The organism is Ruegeria sp. YTSC106 (assembly GCF_059609765.1).
Window position 1 is genome coordinate 134,138 of the sequence record NZ_JBXWMI010000012.1, and the last position, 20,097, is coordinate 154,234.

General features: G+C 59.5%; 20 protein-coding genes and 1 pseudogene. 13 read left to right on the top strand and 8 right to left on the bottom strand.

The genetic code is table 11. The annotated features are described in order from the left end of the window. Positions 1-49: 49 nt before the first annotated feature. The gene (locus AC2FEB_RS16715; RefSeq protein WP_496674500.1) at positions 50-805 is read left to right on the top strand and encodes a hydroxypyruvate isomerase family protein; all 756 of its coding nucleotides are present in this window, start codon (positions 50-52) and stop codon (positions 803-805) included. Next, a complete protein-coding gene (locus AC2FEB_RS16720; protein ID WP_496674497.1) occupies positions 790-1,110 on the top strand; it encodes a DUF2798 domain-containing protein in 321 nt (106 codons plus the stop codon). Before AC2FEB_RS16715 ends, AC2FEB_RS16720 begins: the two co-directional genes overlap by 16 nt. 10 nt (positions 1,111-1,120) lie before the next feature. On the opposite strand, the gene polA is transcribed toward AC2FEB_RS16720, so the two are convergent. The 3 genes from polA to AC2FEB_RS16735 all read right to left on the bottom strand — a co-directional run bounded on the left by polA (position 1,121) and on the right by AC2FEB_RS16735 (position 4,719). Then, positions 1,121-3,919 (bottom strand): DNA polymerase I, encoded by a 2,799-nt coding sequence (polA, locus tag AC2FEB_RS16725; protein ID WP_496674494.1) that lies wholly within the window; start codon positions 3,917-3,919, stop codon positions 1,121-1,123. A 70-nt stretch (positions 3,920-3,989) separates the two neighbouring features. Further along, positions 3,990-4,460, bottom strand: a complete 471-nt coding sequence (locus AC2FEB_RS16730; protein ID WP_117871613.1) for a hypothetical protein — start codon at positions 4,458-4,460, stop codon at positions 3,990-3,992. A gap of 82 nt (positions 4,461-4,542) precedes the next feature. After that, the gene (locus tag AC2FEB_RS16735) at positions 4,543-4,719 is read right to left on the bottom strand and encodes a zinc-finger domain-containing protein (protein WP_299899654.1); all 177 of its coding nucleotides are present in this window, start codon (positions 4,717-4,719) and stop codon (positions 4,543-4,545) included. 87 nt (positions 4,720-4,806) lie between these two features. On the opposite strand from AC2FEB_RS16735, the gene AC2FEB_RS16740 reads away from it, so the two are divergent. Further along, positions 4,807-5,799 (top strand): ABC transporter ATP-binding protein, encoded by a 993-nt coding sequence (locus AC2FEB_RS16740; protein WP_117871611.1) that lies wholly within the window; start codon positions 4,807-4,809, stop codon positions 5,797-5,799. On the opposite strand, the gene AC2FEB_RS16745 is transcribed toward AC2FEB_RS16740, so the two are convergent. Beyond that, on the bottom strand, positions 5,796-6,260 hold the full coding sequence (locus tag AC2FEB_RS16745) for a DUF1203 domain-containing protein (protein WP_117872934.1): 465 nt from the start codon (positions 6,258-6,260) through the stop codon (positions 5,796-5,798). The genes AC2FEB_RS16740 and AC2FEB_RS16745 overlap by 4 nt on opposite strands. A gap of 109 nt (positions 6,261-6,369) precedes the next feature. Here AC2FEB_RS16745 and AC2FEB_RS16750 point away from each other — a divergent pair, with 109 nt between their 5' ends. The 3 genes from AC2FEB_RS16750 to AC2FEB_RS16760 all read left to right on the top strand — a co-directional run bounded on the left by AC2FEB_RS16750 (position 6,370) and on the right by AC2FEB_RS16760 (position 10,841). Further along, complete coding sequence (locus AC2FEB_RS16750; RefSeq protein ID WP_496674489.1) at positions 6,370-9,288, top strand: error-prone DNA polymerase; 2,919 nt, start codon at positions 6,370-6,372, stop codon at positions 9,286-9,288. Positions 9,289-9,335: 47 nt separating this feature from the next. Further along, positions 9,336-9,749: a group III truncated hemoglobin gene (locus AC2FEB_RS16755; RefSeq protein WP_496674486.1), complete on the top strand. Its 414-nt coding sequence runs from the start codon at positions 9,336-9,338 to the stop codon at positions 9,747-9,749. A gap of 153 nt (positions 9,750-9,902) precedes the next feature. After that, positions 9,903-10,841, top strand: a complete 939-nt coding sequence (locus tag AC2FEB_RS16760) for a DMT family transporter (protein WP_496884226.1) — start codon at positions 9,903-9,905, stop codon at positions 10,839-10,841. Positions 10,842-10,899: 58 nt separating this feature from the next. On the opposite strand, the gene AC2FEB_RS16765 is transcribed toward AC2FEB_RS16760, so the two are convergent. After that, complete coding sequence (locus tag AC2FEB_RS16765) at positions 10,900-12,012, bottom strand: S-(hydroxymethyl)glutathione dehydrogenase/class III alcohol dehydrogenase (protein WP_117871603.1); 1,113 nt, start codon at positions 12,010-12,012, stop codon at positions 10,900-10,902. 130 nt (positions 12,013-12,142) lie between these two features. Here AC2FEB_RS16765 and AC2FEB_RS16770 point away from each other — a divergent pair, with 130 nt between their 5' ends. Continuing rightward, positions 12,143-12,430, top strand: a complete 288-nt coding sequence (locus tag AC2FEB_RS16770) for an I78 family peptidase inhibitor (RefSeq protein WP_117871601.1) — start codon at positions 12,143-12,145, stop codon at positions 12,428-12,430. 62 nt (positions 12,431-12,492) lie between these two features. Beyond that, positions 12,493-14,145: a Y-family DNA polymerase gene (locus tag AC2FEB_RS16775; protein WP_496674479.1), complete on the top strand. Its 1,653-nt coding sequence runs from the start codon at positions 12,493-12,495 to the stop codon at positions 14,143-14,145. 3 nt (positions 14,146-14,148) lie between these two features. On the opposite strand, the gene AC2FEB_RS16780 is transcribed toward AC2FEB_RS16775, so the two are convergent. Next, on the bottom strand, positions 14,149-14,874 hold the full coding sequence (locus AC2FEB_RS16780) for an SDR family NAD(P)-dependent oxidoreductase (protein ID WP_496674476.1): 726 nt from the start codon (positions 14,872-14,874) through the stop codon (positions 14,149-14,151). 193 nt (positions 14,875-15,067) lie between these two features. Here AC2FEB_RS16780 and AC2FEB_RS16785 point away from each other — a divergent pair, with 193 nt between their 5' ends. The 5 genes from AC2FEB_RS16785 to AC2FEB_RS16805 are packed head-to-tail and all read left to right on the top strand — an operon-like array spanning position 15,068 to position 19,274. After that, positions 15,068-16,399 (top strand): NAD(P)/FAD-dependent oxidoreductase, encoded by a 1,332-nt coding sequence (locus AC2FEB_RS16785; RefSeq protein WP_496674473.1) that lies wholly within the window; start codon positions 15,068-15,070, stop codon positions 16,397-16,399. Continuing rightward, positions 16,353-16,898, top strand: a complete 546-nt coding sequence (locus AC2FEB_RS16790; RefSeq protein WP_496674470.1) for a hypothetical protein — start codon at positions 16,353-16,355, stop codon at positions 16,896-16,898. Before AC2FEB_RS16785 ends, AC2FEB_RS16790 begins: the two co-directional genes overlap by 47 nt. Beyond that, positions 16,898-18,121: an MFS transporter gene (locus tag AC2FEB_RS16795; RefSeq protein ID WP_496674467.1), complete on the top strand. Its 1,224-nt coding sequence runs from the start codon at positions 16,898-16,900 to the stop codon at positions 18,119-18,121. The genes AC2FEB_RS16790 and AC2FEB_RS16795 overlap by 1 nt, the downstream gene beginning before the upstream one ends. Further along, entirely contained in the window at positions 18,118-18,735 is a 618-nt protein-coding gene (locus tag AC2FEB_RS16800; RefSeq protein WP_117871589.1) for a DUF3833 domain-containing protein, read from the top strand. Before AC2FEB_RS16795 ends, AC2FEB_RS16800 begins: the two co-directional genes overlap by 4 nt. Next, entirely contained in the window at positions 18,732-19,274 is a 543-nt protein-coding gene (locus tag AC2FEB_RS16805; RefSeq protein WP_299899669.1) for a DUF3833 family protein, read from the top strand. The genes AC2FEB_RS16800 and AC2FEB_RS16805 overlap by 4 nt, the downstream gene beginning before the upstream one ends. A 29-nt stretch (positions 19,275-19,303) precedes the next feature. Here AC2FEB_RS16805 and AC2FEB_RS16810 read toward each other — a convergent pair whose 3' ends face one another. Both AC2FEB_RS16810 and AC2FEB_RS16815 read right to left on the bottom strand, forming a co-directional pair. Beyond that, positions 19,304-19,528: a hypothetical protein gene (locus tag AC2FEB_RS16810; protein ID WP_117871585.1), complete on the bottom strand. Its 225-nt coding sequence runs from the start codon at positions 19,526-19,528 to the stop codon at positions 19,304-19,306. A gap of 150 nt (positions 19,529-19,678) precedes the next feature. Then, positions 19,679-20,015 (bottom strand): annotated as a pseudogene (locus AC2FEB_RS16815) (transposase). Positions 20,016-20,097 lie beyond the last annotated feature (82 nt).

Genomic DNA, 20,097 nt, shown 5'->3' on the forward strand with positions numbered 1-20,097 from the left:
GAAACCTGTGCGCGGATAAGGTCGGCCCACCAGCTTTCCAAGGGCCGCCATGCCAAAATTCGCCGCGAATATCTCTTTGCTCTTTGCCGAACTTCCGTATCTGGACCGGTTTCGGGCAGCCGCAGACGTCGGGTTCCAAGCGGTCGAGATTCTCTTTCCCTACGAACTTGCGGCAAAAGAAACCCAACGTGCCTTGCTGGCCAACGGGCTCGATTTGGTTCTGATCAACGCCCCTCCGCCGAATTATACCGGTGGCGCACCGGGTTATGCCGCCACCCCGGGCGGTGCTGCTCGGTTTCAGTCAGATATCCGCCGCGTTCTGCGTTATGCCGAAGTGCTGAAACCGGGCTTCATTCACATCATGTCGGGATACGCTGTCGGGACGGATGCGATGGACTGCTTCGTGCACAACTTACAGTGGGCCGCCGATATCGCGCCGCACCAGGCTTTCACGATCGAACCCCTCAATCCGATTTCCCAACCCGGCTATTTTCTGAACGACTATGATTTGGCGGCCGAGGTACTGGGCCGTGTGGATCGCCCAAATGTCGGTCTGCAATATGACAGTTTTCACGCTCACATGATCCACGGCGACGCGCTGGCCGTCTGGGAGCGTTTTCACCCAAATGTTGTCCATGCCCAGATCGGGGCCGCCCCTGAACGTTCTGAACCGGGGCGCGGGCCCACGGATTTCGCGCAGCTTTTCGAGGCAATGGACGATACCGGTTATGTCGGTTGGGTCAGTGCCGAGTACACGCCTTCAACCACTCGAACGGCTGCGACCCTGGCATGGATGCGACGTTAACACCGGTCATCCGTCTGGAAATCGCTGCACGAATGGCGCACATATCGGGCGACCCGTTTTCGAGGATGTCCGATATGATCCCTGCCCGCTTCGCCCATGCCATCTTTGGACTGATCATGTCAGGCCTGATGTCGTGCATTGTCACCGGAATCGCCACAGTCAAAGCAGTGGGGTTCCACCCTGAAACGCTTGGTGACTGGATGGCGTCCTGGGCCTTTTGCTGGCCCATCGCTTTCACGGTGATCCTGGTCCTTGGACCTTCGGTCAAACGTATGGTCGAAGGGTGGGTCAGGCCACGGGGCTGACCCAGCGCCGCTAGTGTGCCTCGGCCCAGTTCGCACCCTGGCCGGCATCCACATTCAGCTTCACATCCAGCCTCACCGCCGGGTCGGACGCACCTTCCATCACGTCGCGCGCCACGTCGATCAGCGGATCCACCGCGTCTTCGGCCACTTCGAACAACAATTCGTCATGGACCTGCAACAGCATTTTGGCGGGCAGCCCATTGATCGCACCCGGCATTCGAACCATCGCGCGCCGGATCACATCCGCCGCCGTGCCCTGAATCGGCGCATTGATAGCCGCCCGACGCGAGAAGCCGGCATGTGGCCCCTTGGCGTTGATCTCGGGCGTGTGGATTTTGCGCCCGAACAGGGTTTGGACATAGCCGTGCTCTTTGGCAAATGTCACCGTGTCATCCATATACTGGCGAATGCCCGGGAAGCGTTCGAAATAGCGGTCGATGAATCCCTGTGCCTCGGCCCGCGGGATGCGCAGGTTGCGTGCCAGGCCGAAGCCCGAGATGCCATAGATCACGCCAAAGTTGATCGCCTTGGCCTGACGACGGATATCCGGCGTCATCTCATCCAGCGGCACGTCGAACATCTCGGACGCCGTCATCGCGTGAATGTCCAGCCCATCCGCAAACGCCTGTTTCAGGGCCGGAATGTCGGCGATATGCGCCAGGATGCGCAGCTCGATCTGGCTGTAGTCGAGACTGACCAGCACATTGCCCGGCTCGGCCACGAAGGCCTCGCGGATGCGGCGGCCCTCCTCGGTGCGCACCGGGATGTTCTGCAGGTTGGGATCGGTCGAAGCCAGACGCCCCGTATTCGCCCCGGTGATAGCATAAGACGTATGTACCCGGCCCGTGTCGAGGTTGATATGGGTCTGTAGCGCGTCCGTATAGGTCGATTTCAGCTTGGACAGCTGACGCCAGTCTAGGACCCGGCGCGGCAATTCATGCTCGGTCGCCAGATCTTCCAGCACATCGGCGCCGGTCGAATACTTGCCGGTCTTTCCCTTCTTGCCGCCCTCAAGGCCCATCTTGTCGAAAAGGATCTCGCCCAATTGCGCGGGCGAGCCGACGTTGAAGGTTTCTCCGGCCAGCTCGTGGATTTCAGCCTCTAAACCGGCCATTTTCTGTGCAAAAGCGTTGGACATACGGCTCAGCACATCGCGGTCGACCTTTATGCCGTGCATCTCCATTTCCGTCAGAACCGGCACCAGCGGGCGTTCAAGCGTCTCGTAGACAGTTGTCACCTGCACGCGGTGAAGCTGCGGCTTGAACAGTTTCCACAAGCGCAGGGTGATGTCGGCATCCTCGGCGGCATAGGCTGTGGCCTCGTCTATCGGCACCTTGTCGAAGGTGATTGCAGACTTGCCCGACCCCAGCAGCGGTTTGATCGGGATCGGTGTGTGTGTCAGGTATCTCTCGGACAATGTGTCCATCCCGTGCCCATGCTCGCCACCGTGCATGGCGTAGGACATCAGCATCGTATCATCGATGGGGGTCACATTGATGCCGTGACGCCTGAATATCTTGGCGTCGTATTTCATGTTCTGCCCGATTTTGAGGATCGAGGGGTCCTCTAGCATCGGTTTCAGTAGTGTCAGCGCCTCATCCAGCGGCATCTGCCCTTCAGCCAGCGCATCTGAGCCGAACAGATCATCCGCTGCGCCATCGCGATGGGTCAGCGGGATGTAACAGGCTTCTCCGGCCTCGACACACAGCGAAATACCGACCAGATCGGCGATCATTTCATTCAGACCGGTGGTTTCGGTATCCACCGCAACCCAGCCGCGCTCATGGGCCTGATCAATCCACTTTTGCAGAGCCACTGCATCACGGACACATTCATACTTCTCAGCGTCAAACGGAATCGCCTCAGCCTCAACTTCCTTGGCCGCAGGCACCGGTGCGTCGGCGATGACCGGTGCTTCGGCCCCCAGCTTGTCTGCAATCCGTTTGGTCAGTGTGCGAAACTCCATATCCGCCAGAAAACCCAGCAGGGTCTCTGCATCGGGCTCCCGCACTTCAAGGTCATCCAGCGTGAAATCCAGCGGCGTGTTCTCGTCCAACTGCACCAGTTTCTTAGATAGTTCGATCTGATCGCGCTTTTCGATCAGGGTTTGCCGGCGCTTGGGCTGTTTGATTTCTTCAGCACGGTCCAGCAGTGTTTCCAGATCACCGTATTCGTTGATCAGAAGGGCAGCCGTCTTGACCCCGATACCCGGAGCGCCCGGCACGTTGTCAACGGAATCGCCGGCCAGCGCCTGAACATCCACAACGCGCTCGGGGCCAACTCCAAACTTCTCGACCACCCCGTCCCGATCAATACGCTTGTTCTTCATCGCATCGAGCATCTCGACACCGTCACCGACCAACTGCATCAAATCCTTGTCGGAACTTACGATGGTCACGCGCCCCCTTGCCTCGCGCGCTTGCACGGCGAGAGTGGCGATGATGTCGTCTGCCTCATAACCTTCGAGTTCCCTGCAGGCGATGTTGAACGCTTTTGTCGCCTCACGGGTCAGCGGTATTTGCGGGCGCAGGTCCTCGGGCATCGCTTCGCGATTAGCCTTGTAAAGGTCGTACAGATCATTCCGGAATGTGTGCGAGCCCTTGTCGAATATCACCGCCACATGGGTCGGTGCATCCGGCCCGGCGTTCCCTTCGACATATTTTTGAAGCATGTTGCAGAACCCGGACACCGCCCCAATCGGCAAACCATCCGACTTGCGGGTCAGCGGTGGCAGCGCGTGATAGGCCCTGAAAATAAAAGCCGATCCGTCGATCAGATGCAGGTGACACCCTTTTCCGAATTTGCTCATGCGCGCGCTCCCTATCGGTCAGGGACGGTTCTGCCACAGGGTCGCGCGGCTGACCAGCCAAGAACGCAGCCTAACCGCCAAACAGCCCCGAGAAGACGTCAGAGAAACTGTTCAGCAAAGCCATGATTACCAACACGCCAAGGAAAGCAAAAAATGCAAAGGCAAAGAACTGGAAAAGGATTGCCCCCGTGCCGATAACCATTCCGGCGATGGCGGGGCGCCGCTTTTCGTGACGCAGGATGCCAACGGCCGAGATGACGATCGCAAGCCCGCCAAGCATGGCGACACCGATCCGCAGGAAATCATCCAGATCGCGGGCGCGGGCAACAGGCTCGGGTTGTTCCATCCCCGCGGCGGCCCTTAGGGTCGATTTGCCGATCTCGGCCGCCAGTTCGCCCAGCGACACACCCGCAGTCTGCTGAGGTACAAAGGGCCCCGCCCAGAATACGAACAACGCAGCAAACAACGCCAAAGACGCGATGCAGAACCCAACCCAGCCGAAAACCGGGTTAACATTGTCAGTGGCCGAAATTCCGGTCATCACGTATCCCTGCTTTGGTTGCGCCAAAGCACTAACATGATAACCGAGGCAAGATTTGGGCAAAACCCGGTTAGTCGGGCAATCAGCCCTGTTCGGTACCCTTCAGCACATATTTACAGTCGCAATACGGGCATTCGACCCAGCCTGTATCCTCGGGGATTTGCAGCCAGACGCGCGGATGGCCCAATGCGCCTTCGCCGCCGTCACAGGCGACACGGTCGGTTTCGACGATCTTGGTTTCCGGCGCTTCGATGGTCACGGCTAGCGATCCTTCTTCGGTTGTCGGCCTCGCGGGCATGCATTAGGTGCGTTTATGAGCGATGAGCAATCCGGGGGCAAGAGCCACATGAGCGATGCGGCAATCAGGATCGAAGGTCTGCGCAAGACATATCGTGGCGGCAAGGGTCAGCCTGAGAAACACGCGCTGAAAGGCATTGATTTGACTGTTCCCAGGGGTTCGGTTTTTGGACTTCTGGGCCCGAATGGTGCCGGGAAATCGACCCTGATCAATATTCTCGCCGGGTTGGTGGTGAAGTCTTCGGGCCGTGTATCGATCTGGGGTTTCGATCAGGATCAGAATCCGCGACAGTCCCGCGCCGCGATTGGTGTCATGCCGCAAGAACTGAACCTTGACCCGTTCTTCACCCCACGTGGTGCCTTGGAAGTACAGGCAGGCCTGTACGGCGTTCCGAAATCCGAACGCCGCAGCGATGAAATCCTTGAACTGGTCGGCCTCAGCGACAAGGCCGAGGCCTATGCCCGCACGCTGTCGGGCGGGATGCGGCGGCGGCTGCTACTGGCCAAGGCGCTGGTCCATCACCCCAAAATCCTGGTGTTGGACGAACCCACGGCAGGCGTGGATATCGAACTGCGTCAGATGCTGTGGGCCAATGTGCGGAAGCTGAACGAACAGGGTATGACGATTATCCTGACCACCCACTATCTGGAAGAAGCGCAAGAGATGTGTGACGAAATCGCCATCATCAACCACGGCGAAAAGATCGCTCAGGACAGTACCGCAAATCTGCTGGGGCGCATGGACAGCCGGACAATGGTGATTGTGCCGGACAGCCCAGTTACCGATTTGCCCACAGCAGAAGGCGTTGCGGCGACATTGCGCGATGATGGCAGCCTTGTACTGCAATATCGCAGCGCCCAGACCAGCGCCGAGCAGGTTCTGGAAGCCGTGCGCACCGCAGGTATTCGCATCCGCGACGTCCGCACTGAAGAAGCGGATCTGGAGGATGTGTTCCTAGCGCTGACATCCAGCCGCACTGGTGATGCCCCGATGGATGATCAGGATCAGCCACGCCGCGGGATGCACCGGGTCAAGCTTTAGGCGCGGTCTATTCGCGCCTGATAGCAGTTGTTTCGAGCAGACCGGACGTGAATGTAATCGACATCTGCGCGGGCAAAGATGTCCGCCACTTTTGCGCCGATCTGGTCGCTGAGCGTGATCGCCCCGGTGCCATAGACGATCCTGTCATCCGCACCGTAACCCTTGATCAGGTATTCGGACGAGGAGGTCAGAATCTCGGGCAGCGTGTCTCCCTCATACCGGTCGCACGGCGTGGCACACAGAAAGATCGGTCCGGTTTCCGCATAGGGATGTGTCTCTAAAAAAGGCCGATGTGCCAGTATCAGCATATTTTCGCCTTCGGGAATGTTCTGCAAGCAATGGCGACACGGGTTGCCGGCGCCCGTCGAAATGGCGCGTTCCGGCGTTGAACCATACGCATCCGGGCCACCTGCCTGAAGGTCGCGGACTTCGTCGGTTGGCAGAGCGGTGATTTTGAACATCTCGGGTCTCCTTTTTCCCGACACTGCCCATCCGACCAAACCCAATCGACCCGTTTCCTGCGCAAAGGACTCGAAAAAGAACAAAACGTGAATATAATATGGAATCGCCATGTATGCCGAGCTGTCGATCACGTCGAACTTTACCTTCCTCACCGGGGCGTCCCACCCCGAGGAGTATATGGAGCGTGCCGTCACCCTGGGCCTGCCCGCCATCGCCATCGCTGATGACAACTCGGTCGCAGGCATCGTCCGCGCCCATACGCAGGCGCGCGAGATCACCCGCAAGGTGCGCGAACGGCTGGAGTGGGAGGCGCAGAACACCTCCATAGGCCCACCCTGCCCCGATCACATCCCCAAACCGCCCTCGTACCCGATCCACGCGGTGCCCCGCCTGATACCGGCGGCACGGCTGATCTTTACCGACGCACCCACGGTTACCGCCCTACCCCTGAACCGGCAGGGTTGGGCCAATCTGTGCCGCATCCTGTCCAAGGGCCGTCTGCGCGCCGAAAAAGGCGACTGCATCCTGCACCTGTCCGACCTGCTGGAGTTTTCCGACGGTCTCCACCTGCTGCTGTGGCCACAAACGGCCCGGTCTCCGGGCGGCGCGGGCACATGGCGGACACAAGCGCAACAGCTGACGCGCCGCTTTGCCGGGCGGATACATCTGTTGATGCACCCCCGGTATGACGGCGCAGATGGCATATATTTCTCTTTATTAGAGACTGAATCAAAGCAACTCAGCCTCCCCACACTCGCCAGCGCCGCACCGATGATGCATCACGGCACGCGCCGCAAGCTGGGTGATGTGCTCACCGCCATCCGCCTGCGCCGCAAGGTCGATGAGCTGGGCCGCGAGGCGCTTGCCAATGGCGAGCAACGCCTGCGGTCCGAGGCCGAGATGCTGCGCATTTTCAAAGGCTATGAGGGGGCTGTCGCCCGCGCGCATGAACTCAGCGAACAGCTCACATTCTCGCTGGATGAGCTGCGTTATGAGTACCCCAGCGAGGGCAGCGAACAGGAAACCCCGACCCAACGCCTGCATCGTTTGGCGCATGAGGGGCTGAAATGGCGCTATCCGGCGGGCGCGTCGGAGAAAGCAAAAAAGATGCTGGCGCATGAGCTCGCCCTGATCGGAAAGCTGAAATACGAACCCTATTTCCTGACCGTCCGCGACATCGTCCATTTCGCCCGCTCGCGCGGCATCCTGTGTCAGGGGCGCGGCTCAGCGGCCAACTCTGTCGTCTGTTTCTGTCTTGGCATCACCGAGGTCAGCCCCGAGATGGGCACCATGGTGTTCGAACGCTTCGTCTCCGAGGCGCGGGACGAGCCGCCCGACATCGACGTCGATTTCGAACATGAGCGCCGCGAAGAAGTGATCCAGCACATCTATGAACGCTATGGCCGCCACCGTGCGGGACTGTGCGCCACGGTGATCCATTATCGCGGCAAGCGCGCCATCCGCGAGGTGGGCCGCGCCATGGGGCTGACCGAAGACACGATTTCCGCCCTGTCTTCGCAGCTCTGGGGGTTCTTTTCCGCCGCAGGCCTTGAAGCCCAGCGCATGCGTGAAATCGGCCTCGATCCCGAAGATCGGCGGCTGAAACAGACTCTAATGCTGGTCTATGAAATCGACGGGTTTCCCCGTCACCTGTCCCAGCATGTGGGCGGGTTTATCATCACCGAGGGCCGTCTGGACGAACTTGTCCCCATCGAGAACGCCACGATGGAGGACCGCACGGTCATCTGCTGGGACAAAGACGACATCGACTCGCTGGGCATCCTCAAGGTCGATGTCCTGAGCCTCGGAATGCTCACATGCATCCGCAAGGCGTTTGATCTGATTGGCCAGCACCACCAGACCAGCTATACGCTGGCCACGCTGCCGCCCGAGGACCCGGCAGTTTATGACATGCTCTGCAAGGCAGACTCAGTGGGTGTGTTTCAGGTGGAATCACGTGCACAGATGAACTTTCTGCCCCGGATGCGGCCGCGCAATTTCTATGATCTGGTGATCGAGGTCGCCATCATCCGACCCGGCCCCATCCAGGGCGACATGGTCCACCCCTATATTCGGCGGCGAAATGGTGAGGAGGAGGTCAGCTTCCCCTCGGACGAACTGGGCGAGGTGTTGGGCAAGACGCTGGGCGTGCCGCTGTTTCAGGAACAGGCGATGCAGATCGCCATTGTCGGCGCGGGTTTCACCCCGGAACAGGCGGACCGGCTGCGCCGTTCGCTGGCAACCTTCAAGAAACACGGCAATGTCAGCGAATTCCGCGCGCTGTTCCTGCGTGGGATGAAACGCAACGGGTATGACGACGACTTTGCCGAGCGGTGTTTTTCGCAGATCGAAGGGTTCGGGTCCTACGGCTTCCCCGAAAGCCACGCGGCCAGCTTTGCGCTGCTGGTCTATGCCTCGGCCTGGATCAAATGCCACCATCCGGGCATCTTCGCCTGCGCGCTGCTGAATTCGCAGCCGATGGGGTTCTATGCCCCCGCCCAGATCGTGCGCGACGCGCGCGAGCATGGCGTGCAGGTGCGCCCGGTCTGCATCAATGCCAGCTTCTGGGACAACGTGATGGAGCCCGACGGCCACGGCGGGCTGGCCCTCCGGCTGGGCTTTCGCCAGATCAAGGGCCTCAGCGAAGAGGACGCCAGCTGGCTGACCGCCGCGCGCGGCAATGGCTACACCCAGGTCGAGGATGTCTGGCGCCGCGCCGGGCTGGGCCCGTCCGTGATCGAACGGCTGGCCGAGGCCGATGCCTTTTCCACCTGCGGCCTGACCCGGCGCGAGGCCTTGTGGCAGGCCAAGGCGATTGCCACTACCAAGCCTCTGCCGCTGTTCTCACAGGATCTGGAGGGCGAGGCGCTGGACGAGCCCGAAGCCTATCTGCCGCAAATGACGCTGGGCGAGCAGGTGGTCGAGGATTACGTCGCCACCCGCCTGAGCCTGCGCGCGCATCCGGTGGCCCTGCTGCGGCATCTGCTGACACCGGATGGGCGCGACAATACCACCTCTGTCACATAACGCCGGAACCGCCTATCTGCCAAAAACAGAGTCGAAAACAGGCCACCATGACCAGACCAACCCTTCCACCGCGCTTTCCCGCGACGCCTGAGCAGATCAACGCACAGGTTCGCGCCTTTTACGCCCGTGTGCGGCAGGACGCGGTACTTGGACCCGTATTCGCCAACCATGTCACCGACTGGTCCGCGCATGAGGAAAAGATCGAATCCTTCTGGCGCAACGCCATCCTGTTTGAACGCAGCTATGACGGCAATCCACAGCGGGTCCATATCGAACGACCAGATGTAAAGCCTGAATTCTTTGCCCATTGGCTGGACCTGTTCGAACAGGTCGCCACCCAGACCCTGCCTTCTGAAACCGCCACACCATGGGTCGCTCTGGCGCGTCGTATCGGTGTCGGCATGAAAGCGGGTGTTCAGTCTGCGCGCCAGCCCAAAGACGCGCCGCCGATCCTGCGATGATCTCAGATCATGGCGGCCATGCGATGTTAGCGGTAAAATTGGGGCTATTCGCGCCCTCGAAATAGGGTTAAGCAGAAAGAAAGACAGCCGGGAACTCCGCCCGCGCTGCTATGGCATATCGCCATCACACCAACATTGACCGGGGCCATGTCGATGAGCGCTCAAAACACCACCCTAAAGGGGCTTGGCTATGCATTTCTGGGCTTTGCCGTCTTTGCCAGCCACGACGCGCTGATCAAAGTGCTGGGCGGGACTTATTCGGTGCTGCAGATCATCTTTTTCGCCACACTGTTTTCCTTTGTGCCGATGGCCGTCACGATCCTGACCGACCGAACGACCGGAAACTTTCGACCCCGCCACCCATGGCTGGTTCTGTTACGGTCAGGCCTGATGGTCACGGCAATGTCCTGCGCGTTTTATTCCTTTTCCGTCCTGCCATTGGCCGAAGTCTATTCGTTGCTGTTTTCTTTCCCGCTGATCGTTACGGTGCTGTCGATCCCGATACTGGGTGAGGTGGTCCGCGCCCAGCGTTGGGCCGCGGTTGGCGTCGGCCTGATCGGCGTCCTGATCGTTCTGCGCCCCGGTACGACCGACATCACCCTTGGCCACCTCGCCGCCCTGACGGCTGCCTTCTGCAGCGCCTTTGCCTCGGTGCTTGTGCGCAAGATCGGAAATGAGGAACGCTCGGCCGTTCTGATCCTGTACCCGATGCTGCTGGCTATTGCTGTGATGAGCGTTGCCCAACCCGCTGTATATCAGCCGCCATCCCTGCTGCATCTGGCGATGATGGCGCTGGTTGGGGTGTTCTCGGTGATCGCCCAGCACCTGATCATTCTGGCCTATCGCGCTGCACCTGCCGGTGTTGTCGCCCCCAGCCAGTACAGCCAGATCATTTGGGCGACGCTGTTTGGCATGATCTTCTTTGGTGAACGCCCTGACATCTGGGTTGCTGTCGGCGCCAGTGTTATCATTGCGTCAGGCATCTATGTTGTGTGGCGAGAAAGCCGGGCCAACACCACCTCAGTCAACACCCCTGTTCTGCGCGTGCGATCACCGCGGTCGGATACCGGGGCCACAAGGCCCGGAAAGTAGTTCCAAAAAACGGCGCACCACTCAGCGCGCCGTTGTCGAAAAACCTCTGAATAGAGTCTCAATAAACTACGACCGAGCGAATACTTTCACCCTTATGCATCAAATCGAAGCCGTGGTTGATGTCGTCCAGACCCATGGTGTGGGTGATCATCGGGTCGATCTCGATCTTGCCGTCCATGTACCAGTCGACGATCTTGGGCACATCCGTCCGGCCCCGCGCGCCGCCAAAGGCGGTGCCGCGCCAAGACCGCCCGGTCACCAGTTGGAACGGACGGGTCGAGATCTCGGCCCCAGCAGGTGCCACGCCGATGATGATCGATTCGCCCCATCCCTTGTGTGCCGATTCTAGTGCCGCGCGCATCACGCCAACATTGCCGGTGGCATCAAAGGTATAATCCGCACCGCCCTTGGTCAGGTTGACCAGATAAGGCACCAGATCACCTTCAACTTCGGACGGGTTGACGAAATCGGTCATGCCGAACCTGGTGGCCATCTCAACCTTTGACGGGTTGAGGTCGACACCGACGATCTGGTCGGCCCCGGCCAGACGCAGGCCCTGAATGACGTTCAGGCCGATACCGCCCAGACCAAACACGATGGCGCGGCTGCCGATTTCCACCTTGGCGGTGTTGATCACCGCGCCGATCCCTGTGGTCACGCCGCAACCGATATAGCAGATCTTGTCGAAGGGTGCGTCCTCGCGCACCTTGGCCAGTGCGATTTCAGGCAGGACCGTGTGGTTCGAGAAGGTCGAGCAGCCCATGTAGTGTAGGATCGGATCGCCATCCAAGGTCGAAAAACGCGACGTCCCGTCGGGCATCAGCCCCTTGCCCTGAGTCTCACGGATCGCCTGGCACAGGTTGGTCTTGGGATGCAGGCAGTATTCACACTCGCGGCATTCCGGGGTGTAGAGCGGGATCACGTGATCCCCCGGCTTCAGGCTGGTGACGCCCGGGCCGACCTCGACCACTACGCCGGCGCCCTCGTGGCCCAGAATGGCCGGGAACAGGCCTTCGGGGTCGGCACCCGACAGGGTGAATTCGTCCGTATGGCAGATGCCAGTGGCCTTGATTTCAACCAGAACCTCGCCCGCCTTTGGGCCTTCTAGGTTCACGTCCATCACTTCCAAAGGTTTGCCCGCCTGTACGGCGACGGCAGCACGGGTACGCATGGTACTTTTCTCCCTGTCACTTTTGCCTCGACCCTGCGTCAAATACAGGGTGTTTTCAACTGTGCTTTCTTGGCAGGTTGGCTAATTATTTGATATTGCAGAAACGACATTGCCAGAATGAGGAACGCCAATGCACCGTTTTATCCCTATCTTGATCCTTCTGGCGGCCTGCGCAGACACAAGCATTCCGCAGGAAGTTGCCGCCACCTCAGAAGACGCACCTGTTGATCTGGCATTTTGCAAGGGCGAGCCCTTTGCCGAATCCGTCGGCCAGCCCGTTTCAGCGATTCAGGCCGATCTTCCCGAACGGTCTCGTGTCTTGGGCCCGGATGGCATCGCCACACAGGATTACCGTATCGACAGGCTGAACGTCTATGTGGACGGCGCCGGTGTTATTCAGCGTCTGACCTGTGGGTAAGCGTGGACTCGGCAGGTGATTCTCGAATAAGAACAAAATGAGAACATTTTGATGTCTGCCCGATGCCCAAACGCCGAATACTCTCGCTGTGGTTCCCCCGTCTGGGGGCCGAACGGCTGATCCGCGCTGCGCGGGGCCTGCATGGCGGACCTTTGGCCGTTGTGACCGAACAGTCGAACATGCAGGTCATCACCTCGCTAAACACCGAGGCACAGGCCGCTGGTCTGCGCGTGGGCCAGCCGGTACGCGATGCCCATGCCATGTGCGCCAGCCTGATCACCCGCCCCCGCAACGCCCCGACCGAGGCCGCGTTTCTGACCGCGCTGCGCCGCTGGGCGGGCAAGTTCAGCCCGTGGGTGGCCGAAGAGGCTCCGGACGGGTTGATCGTTGACCTGTCGGGTTGCGCCCATCTGTTCGGCGGTGAAGAGGCCTTGCTGGTCGTGCTTGAAACCGACTGTGCCGACATGGGCCTGAGCGTGCAGATGGGCATCGCCGACACGCTGGGCGCGGCCTGGGCGCTGGCCCGCTATGCCGGGCAAGAGGCCACATCCGATCGCAACGGTGATGCCATTGCCCAAGAGGCTCGCGCCACCCGCGCCCGGGCAAGCAAGCGGCGGCACTGGACCAAGGGCGGGGCCGCGCCACAGGCGATGGCGCTGGGCGGTGGCGCGCGGATTGCCGAGCCGGGACAGGCCTATGGCGCGCTCAGCCCTCTGCCCATTGCGGCGCTGCGGCTTGAAGATCAGGTTGTGGCGCAACTGAATCGTCTGGGCCTGCGCCGGATCGGAGACTTGCTGGGACAGCCGCGTGCCAGTTTGGCACGGCGGTTCGGCCGCGGGCTGGTGCTGCGCCTGGATCAAGCGATGGGCAGCGCACCCGAGCCGGTCTCGCCCGCCCGTCCGCCACATCACTTTGCGGTGCGGATGACTCTGCCCAACCCGATTGGCTTGGTCGAAGACGTGATGGCTGCCGTCGATCGGATTCTGCCAACGCTCTGCACCAAGCTGGAAGAGAAGGGGCGCGGGGTCCGCACGCTGCGTCTGGAAGCCCACCGGGCCGATCAGGCCGCTGAGGTTATCGAGATCGGCCTGGCACGTCCGACCTATGACAAAAATCGCATTCGCCCTTTGTTAGAGATGAAAATTGACAAGATCGACGCAGGCTATGGCATCGACATGCTGCGGCTTGAGGCGATCCAGACGGAACCCATCCATGCCCGCACCATCGCCGGTCATGCCGAAGCGCGCCGTGTGGCCCGTAACCGGCTTGAGGGCAATACAGCGGTGGATGATCTGATCGGCAAGCTGGGCGCACGGGTGGGGCTGGATGCAATCACGCGGCGGCACCCGGCGGCCTCTCATATCCCCGAGAAAACGGCGCAAACGCTGGCAGCCGCATGGTCGGAACCCGCGCGCGACTGGCCTGCCCCACCGCGCCCCCGGCCTTTGCAGATGTGGCAGCCCGAACCCGTGATGGCGCCGGAAACCCCGAATGTGCCCTGCACCTTTCGCTGGCGCGGGCGCGACTGGCAACTGGCGCAGGCCACAGGCCCGGAACGTATCGCGCCGGAATGGTGGCTGGATGACCCCAACTGGCGCAGCGGGGTGCGCGATTACTGGGTGGTGGTGACAGAACAGGGGGAACGACTATGGTTGTTCTACGGGCACGGAGGCACGATGTCCGCAGGGTGGTTCTGTCAGGGGCAGTTTTGTTAGAGTCTATTTTCCACGATAAACCAGCAGGTCCGGCAGGTAGTCAATCAGACGAATGAACCAGGAAAACGGTGCCGGAAAATCCGTACGGAAACGGCGGTGAGACATCGCCTTGACCACGCGATTCGCCGCATCCTCGGGCGTCATCAACATCGGCATCTTGAAGCTGTTCTTTTCGGTCAGTCGGGTCTTGATGAAGCCGGGATTGACGATACGCACTGTCACGCCAGTACCCGCCAAATCATGCCGCATCGTCTCGGCCAGCGAAATCAGCGCGGCCTTGCTGGCTCCGTACCCGATGGCTGCAGGCAACCCGTGATACCCGGCCAGAGATCCGATCAGAGTAACCTCTCCCTGGCCCGCCCGGACAAAACCCGGAACAGTTTCACCCAGAACCCGCAGCGCACCCAGATAGTTCACATCGCTCATCCTGAGGGACGCCTCGGTGTCCCATTCGGCCGAACGCATGGGATCATACGCACCGGCATTATAGACCAGCCCATCGGCATGCCCCACCTCAGCAACAGCAGAGCGAACAGAGTCTAAATCGGTCACATCGCACCGGATCGCGCGCGCATCCGGCAATTCTGAACACATCTCGGACAACCGCTCCAAATTGCGCGCCGACAGGATCAGGGACGCACCTTTTCGGCTGAGCGCCTGCGCCAAAGCGCGGCCCAGACCTTCGCTTGCGCCGATGATCCAAATGGTTTTCCCGTCAAATCTGCTCATGTGTGGGCCGTTTCACTTGTGTGTCACAATAATACGGCTTCGCATCCGCGTTGGATCAAAACGGTGGCGCAATTCGCGGAATCTCAAACCAGAAGTCACGAAGTAGTGCATCTGCTAAAAATTTCCAATCGAATTGATCCACTCGCGCCTACCCTGCGTATCTTCTTGTAAAACGTCACATAAAGAGGCTGGAATGTTCGACGAAACCCGGGGTGTACGGAAGAAAATCGCGATTGTAGGTGCAGGCATTTCGGGTCTTTCCGCCGCTTACTATCTGTCAGAAAACAACGACGTAACGGTCTATGAGGCAGAACCGCGACTTGGTGGCCATGCCCGCACGGTGATGGCTGGGAAGAACGGGGACCAACCGGTCGATACGGGCTTCATCGTCTTCAACTATGCGACCTATCCCTACCTGACCCGGTTGTTTGATGAGCTGGGCGTACCCGTGATCGAAAGTGAGATGAGCTTTGGCGCGAGCATCGACAATGGGCGCATTGAATACGGGTTGAACAACCTGCGCACTCTGACCGCTCAAAAGCGCAATCTGGCGCGCCCTGCCTACTATAGAATGATCGCCGATATCCTGCGGTTTGGCAAAGAAGCCCCCGAAGCAGCCAAGGACGACGACACCACGATTGGTGAGTTGGTGGACCAGCTGCGGCTGGGTCACTGGTTCCGGCACAACTATCTGATGCCGATGTGCGGTGCCATCTGGTCTACGCCGGTCGAGTTCGTGGATCAGTTCCCCGCACGTTCTTTGGTGCAGTTCTTCCGCAATCACGCTTTGCTGGCAAGTGGTCGTGCAAACCAGCATCAATGGTACACGGTCAAAGGCGGCAGCATAGAGTATGTCCGCCGGATCGACGCAGCCCTTCGTGCGCGGGGGGCAGAAATACGTCTGGCCAGCCCTGTTCAGAATGCATCCCGTGACGAGATGGGCGTCACCATCCACAGCCAGGGCGCCGTGGATCAGTTCGATGAAATCATCCTGGCCACCCATTCGGATCAATCGCTTGCCATTTTGGGTGAGGGCGCGACCCCCGCGGAAGCCGCTGCATTGGGCGCGATCCGCTACCAGCCCAATACGGCCATACTGCATTGTGACCCAGGTCAGATGCCAAAGCGGCGCGCGTGCTGGTCAAGCTGGTCCTATCGCTCGCAAGCCGGAGATGTGGGCGTGACCTACTGGATGAACCGGCTTCAGAACATTCCGGACGGTGACCCGCTGTTTGTAACGCTGAACGCCTCAACAGAAATTCCCGCGGATAAAATCTATGATCAGGTCGAATTTGCCCATCCGGTATTCGACAAGGCCGCCCTGAAGGCGCAAGGGCAAATCCGCGAGATGCAGGGACAGAATCGAACCTGGTTTGCCGGGGCTTACAACCGGCACGGATTTCACGAAGACGGGATAGCCAGCGCGATGCATGTCGTTGCTCAAATCAATGGTGCCCCGCAAACCATCGGAGCTGACAATGGCATTCCTGGTAAAGACCCGGCCATATCTGTTGCCGCCGAATAATGGGATATGGCGCGTGGCGCTTCTTGCACTTTGTTTGCTGGTCGCCAAGGGTCTGGCGGCATCACCGGTCACGGAAGGTTTAAACGACGCGCAACTGCGCGGAACCGCGACTTTCCGGTATCTGGGTTTGCCGATTTATGACGCCAAGCTTTATACGCCCAAAGGTGCGCCGTTCAGTTGGAGCGAAGATATCGCCCTGCAACTGACCTACCGCAAGAACATCAAGAAGAAAGCGCTGGTCAACTCGACGCTTGAGGAGATGGACCGCATCGGCCGTTCAGTGCCCGTTCGCGACCAACTGGACCGGTGCTTCAAAGCCGTGGCAAAAGGGGACAGCTATCTGGCGGTTTCTGACGGTCCCGACAAGGTCAGTTTCTGGCTGAACGGGCAAAAGACCTGCACCATGGCGTATCCGGGCATCAAGCGCAATTTCATGTCCGTATTCCTGGGGGACAACACGCGGTCAGCGTCTTTCACGCGAAGGCTGCAGGGGCGGTGATGCTCTATCCCCGGGTCAGCCTCTATGCGCTGATGCTCGCTGCGGCGGGTATTCCGCTTTATATCCACTTGCCGCGCTTTGCAGCCGTGAACCTGGGTATTGGCCTTGGGGTCATTGGTGCCGTGCTGCTGTTGATCCGTTTGGTGGATCTGGTGCAGGACCCGCTGATTGGTTGGGCAATTGACAGATGGCCCGGTGGCCAGCTTGTATTTGCGGCGATGGCGGCTTTGGGGCTGGCGGTCGGGTTTCCCCTGCTTTTCAATCTGCCGCAGGGTGCCAGCGTGCCGGAACTGGTAGCAATCCTGATCTTGCTGTTCTCGGCATACAGCCTGGGTACCATTCTTCTGTACGGTCGCAGCGCAACTTTGGCAAAGCGAACCGATCCGAAAGAACTGATGACACTGGCCGCCTTTCGTGAAGGCGGGCAGTTGACCGGGGTGGTCATCGCAGCCAGCGCACCAGCCCTATTGGTTGCTTTCGGCGCGCAATTCCAAGGCTACCCCGCATTCGGAGCGTTTCTGGGGCTGCTATCCGTTCTGACTCTGGTGCTGACTGTCCCGATCTGGCGACGGACCCCGATAACAGGAACAGGTTTGTCTTTTTCTGGACTGGGTCAGGCTGGCGGCTTGCGCCTTCTTGCGCTGGCTTTGGTAAACAGCCTCCCGGTCGCCATCACCTCCACCCTGTTTCTGTTTTTTGTGGAAGACCGGCTGCAACTGCCGGGCAAAGCGGGCCCCTTGTTGATCCTGTTCTTCCTGAGCGCAGGCGCGAGTGTCCCGCTCTGGGCAAAGCTCAGCAACAGAATTGGCCCGAAACAGACTCTGATAATCGCGATGCCGCTCTCAATCGCTGGCTTTATCGGCGCGGCCACACTGAGCGCGGGAAACCTTACCGGGTTCGCCGTCATCTGTCTCGCCTCGGGCGCGGCCCTTGGTGCGGACATGGTCGTGTTGCCCGCGATGTTCTCGGTCGTCCTGACCCGGGCCGGGCTGAACGCGTCGGCCGCGTTTGGCATCTGGTCCTTCGCTGGCAAGCTGGGCCTCGCCCTGGCTGCTTTTTTCACTCTGCCGCTGCTGGAACGCAGCGGTTTCACCCCTGGTCAAACCAATTCAGCACAGGCACTGGATACACTCAATCTTGCCTATGCGGTGCTGCCCTGCATCCTGAAAGTCGGGGCGTTCGGGATGGTCTTGACCCTGCCCACCGAGGTCACAAGCAAATGAACGCTATCGCCATCATCCTGTTGGTCCTTCTGATCGCAATATTCATCCGCACCCGACTGCTGAGCTTTCGTGCGCAATCTCCGTCCGATTACAGTGGTACCGGGCCAAGTTTTTCGCTGAAAAAACACCTGAATGGAGAGATCGTGTCCGAGGGCCTGATCTATGGCCCCAACGGCAAAATGTCGAACAGCTTTGTCGCCCGCATGGCCGGCGACTGGCAAGGCAACTCGGGCACGCTGACCGAGTACTTCACTTATTCAAACGGAAAACAGATGACCCGCAAATGGTATCTGACGCTGGGAACCGGAGACACATTCACGGCAATGGCGGATGATATCGTGGGCGAAGGCCGGGGTGTCATCTCGGGGTCAACCGTGAAACTGACCTATCGCATCATCCTGCCCGAAGACGCTGGCGGGCATACTCTGGATGTCACCGACTGGATGTATCTTACAGAACATGGCGTCATCATGAACCGGTCCGAGATGCGCAAATTTGGCATCAAGGTCGCGGAACTTGTGGCCACGATGCGTGCAAACCCGAAATCAAAACCGACCCACGCAATTGGTTCGAACGGATATGACGCGACTTCGGACGGGAAACCGTTGCAATGATCACCGTTCGCTCCGTGATCGCCTGTGTCGCCATCGCGAGTCTCGCGCTTCTGACGGCCTGCTCCAGTAAACCGAAGGTACCAAAAACCTTTCTTTCTGACCGACAGTTGAACCTCGAGGATTTTTTTGAAGGTGAAACCGTGGCCTACGGTCAGTTTCAGGATGTTCTGGGGAACATCCCCCGCAGATTCAAGGTCGACATTGACGGCACTTGGGACGGCGAAACCCTGACCCTGATCGAAGACTTCGTCTACGATGATGGCGCGACTGAGCAACGCATCTGGGCATTGACCAAGACCGGAGAAGATACTTGGACCGGTATGGCCCCTGGCGTGCTGGGCGCCGCCAGCGGGATTGAACGCGGGGATACGTTCAACTGGAAATACAAGATCGACCTGCCGATCAAGGACGGAACCATGCGCGTCACGTTTGACGACTGGATGTGGCTGCTGGATGACGACCGCCTGCTGAACCGTGCGTATGTCTCACGCTATGGCGTACGCCTGGGTGAAGTTATCCTGTTTTTCGAGAAAAAATAGACCCGTCAGGCTCAGCTTCATCACAAAAGTCAGTAGAAGATGAATTCGTCCACCAATGCCGCCGTTGATCCTTTGGCCTCGCCAGCCATGTCTACTCTTGCCCCATCCGAGGCTGCACCATCAGGGCGTTCGCCGTCTTCGATTTTCAAACGCGCGCGCTCTATCTGTCCCCACAGGAAAAACAGACCATCCCTTTTTCCCATGAGGCGCGCAGGAACCCTTGTCCGCAAAACACGTGTTTTCGGTTTTGGCATCTGCTCTCTTACTGCCTCCGGTGTTTTCCACCATTTTCATAAAACCTAATGGTTTTCCCAGAAAAAGACAATTTTTTATGGACAAAATGAGGCTTTCTACCATCCGTTGAGAGGAAAGCTTAACCACTCTCGTATACCTAGGGTCAGTATTCATAACCAGCAGATGACGGTTGCCGCGAGTGCGATTGCTGAGATGAAGACCTTGGGACAACGATTATGGCGTGTCGCCACGCACCCCAGCCCCTGAGCCTGCCAAACATAATCTCGATGCGATTTCGCGCTTGAATCTGCGCTTGTCGTACTTGACCGGTGTCTTGCGAGGCCCGTATTCGCCAGAGGCATCTCGCCAGCGCAAACCATTGCGATTGATGAAGATAATTCTACTCAACACCCGATTGTCATCACCTCGGGGCTTGCCGTGCGACTTCGGGAAGAAGGGCGCGCGCTTCGCCATCTGCACGTCGGTTAGCCAACAAAGGTCGCTCAGAGCCCAATGTATGTACCGGCTGCTGTTCGCAAGTGAGATATCGGCGTGGCTAGCGGTAGTCGCTGATATGTATCCGGCCTGT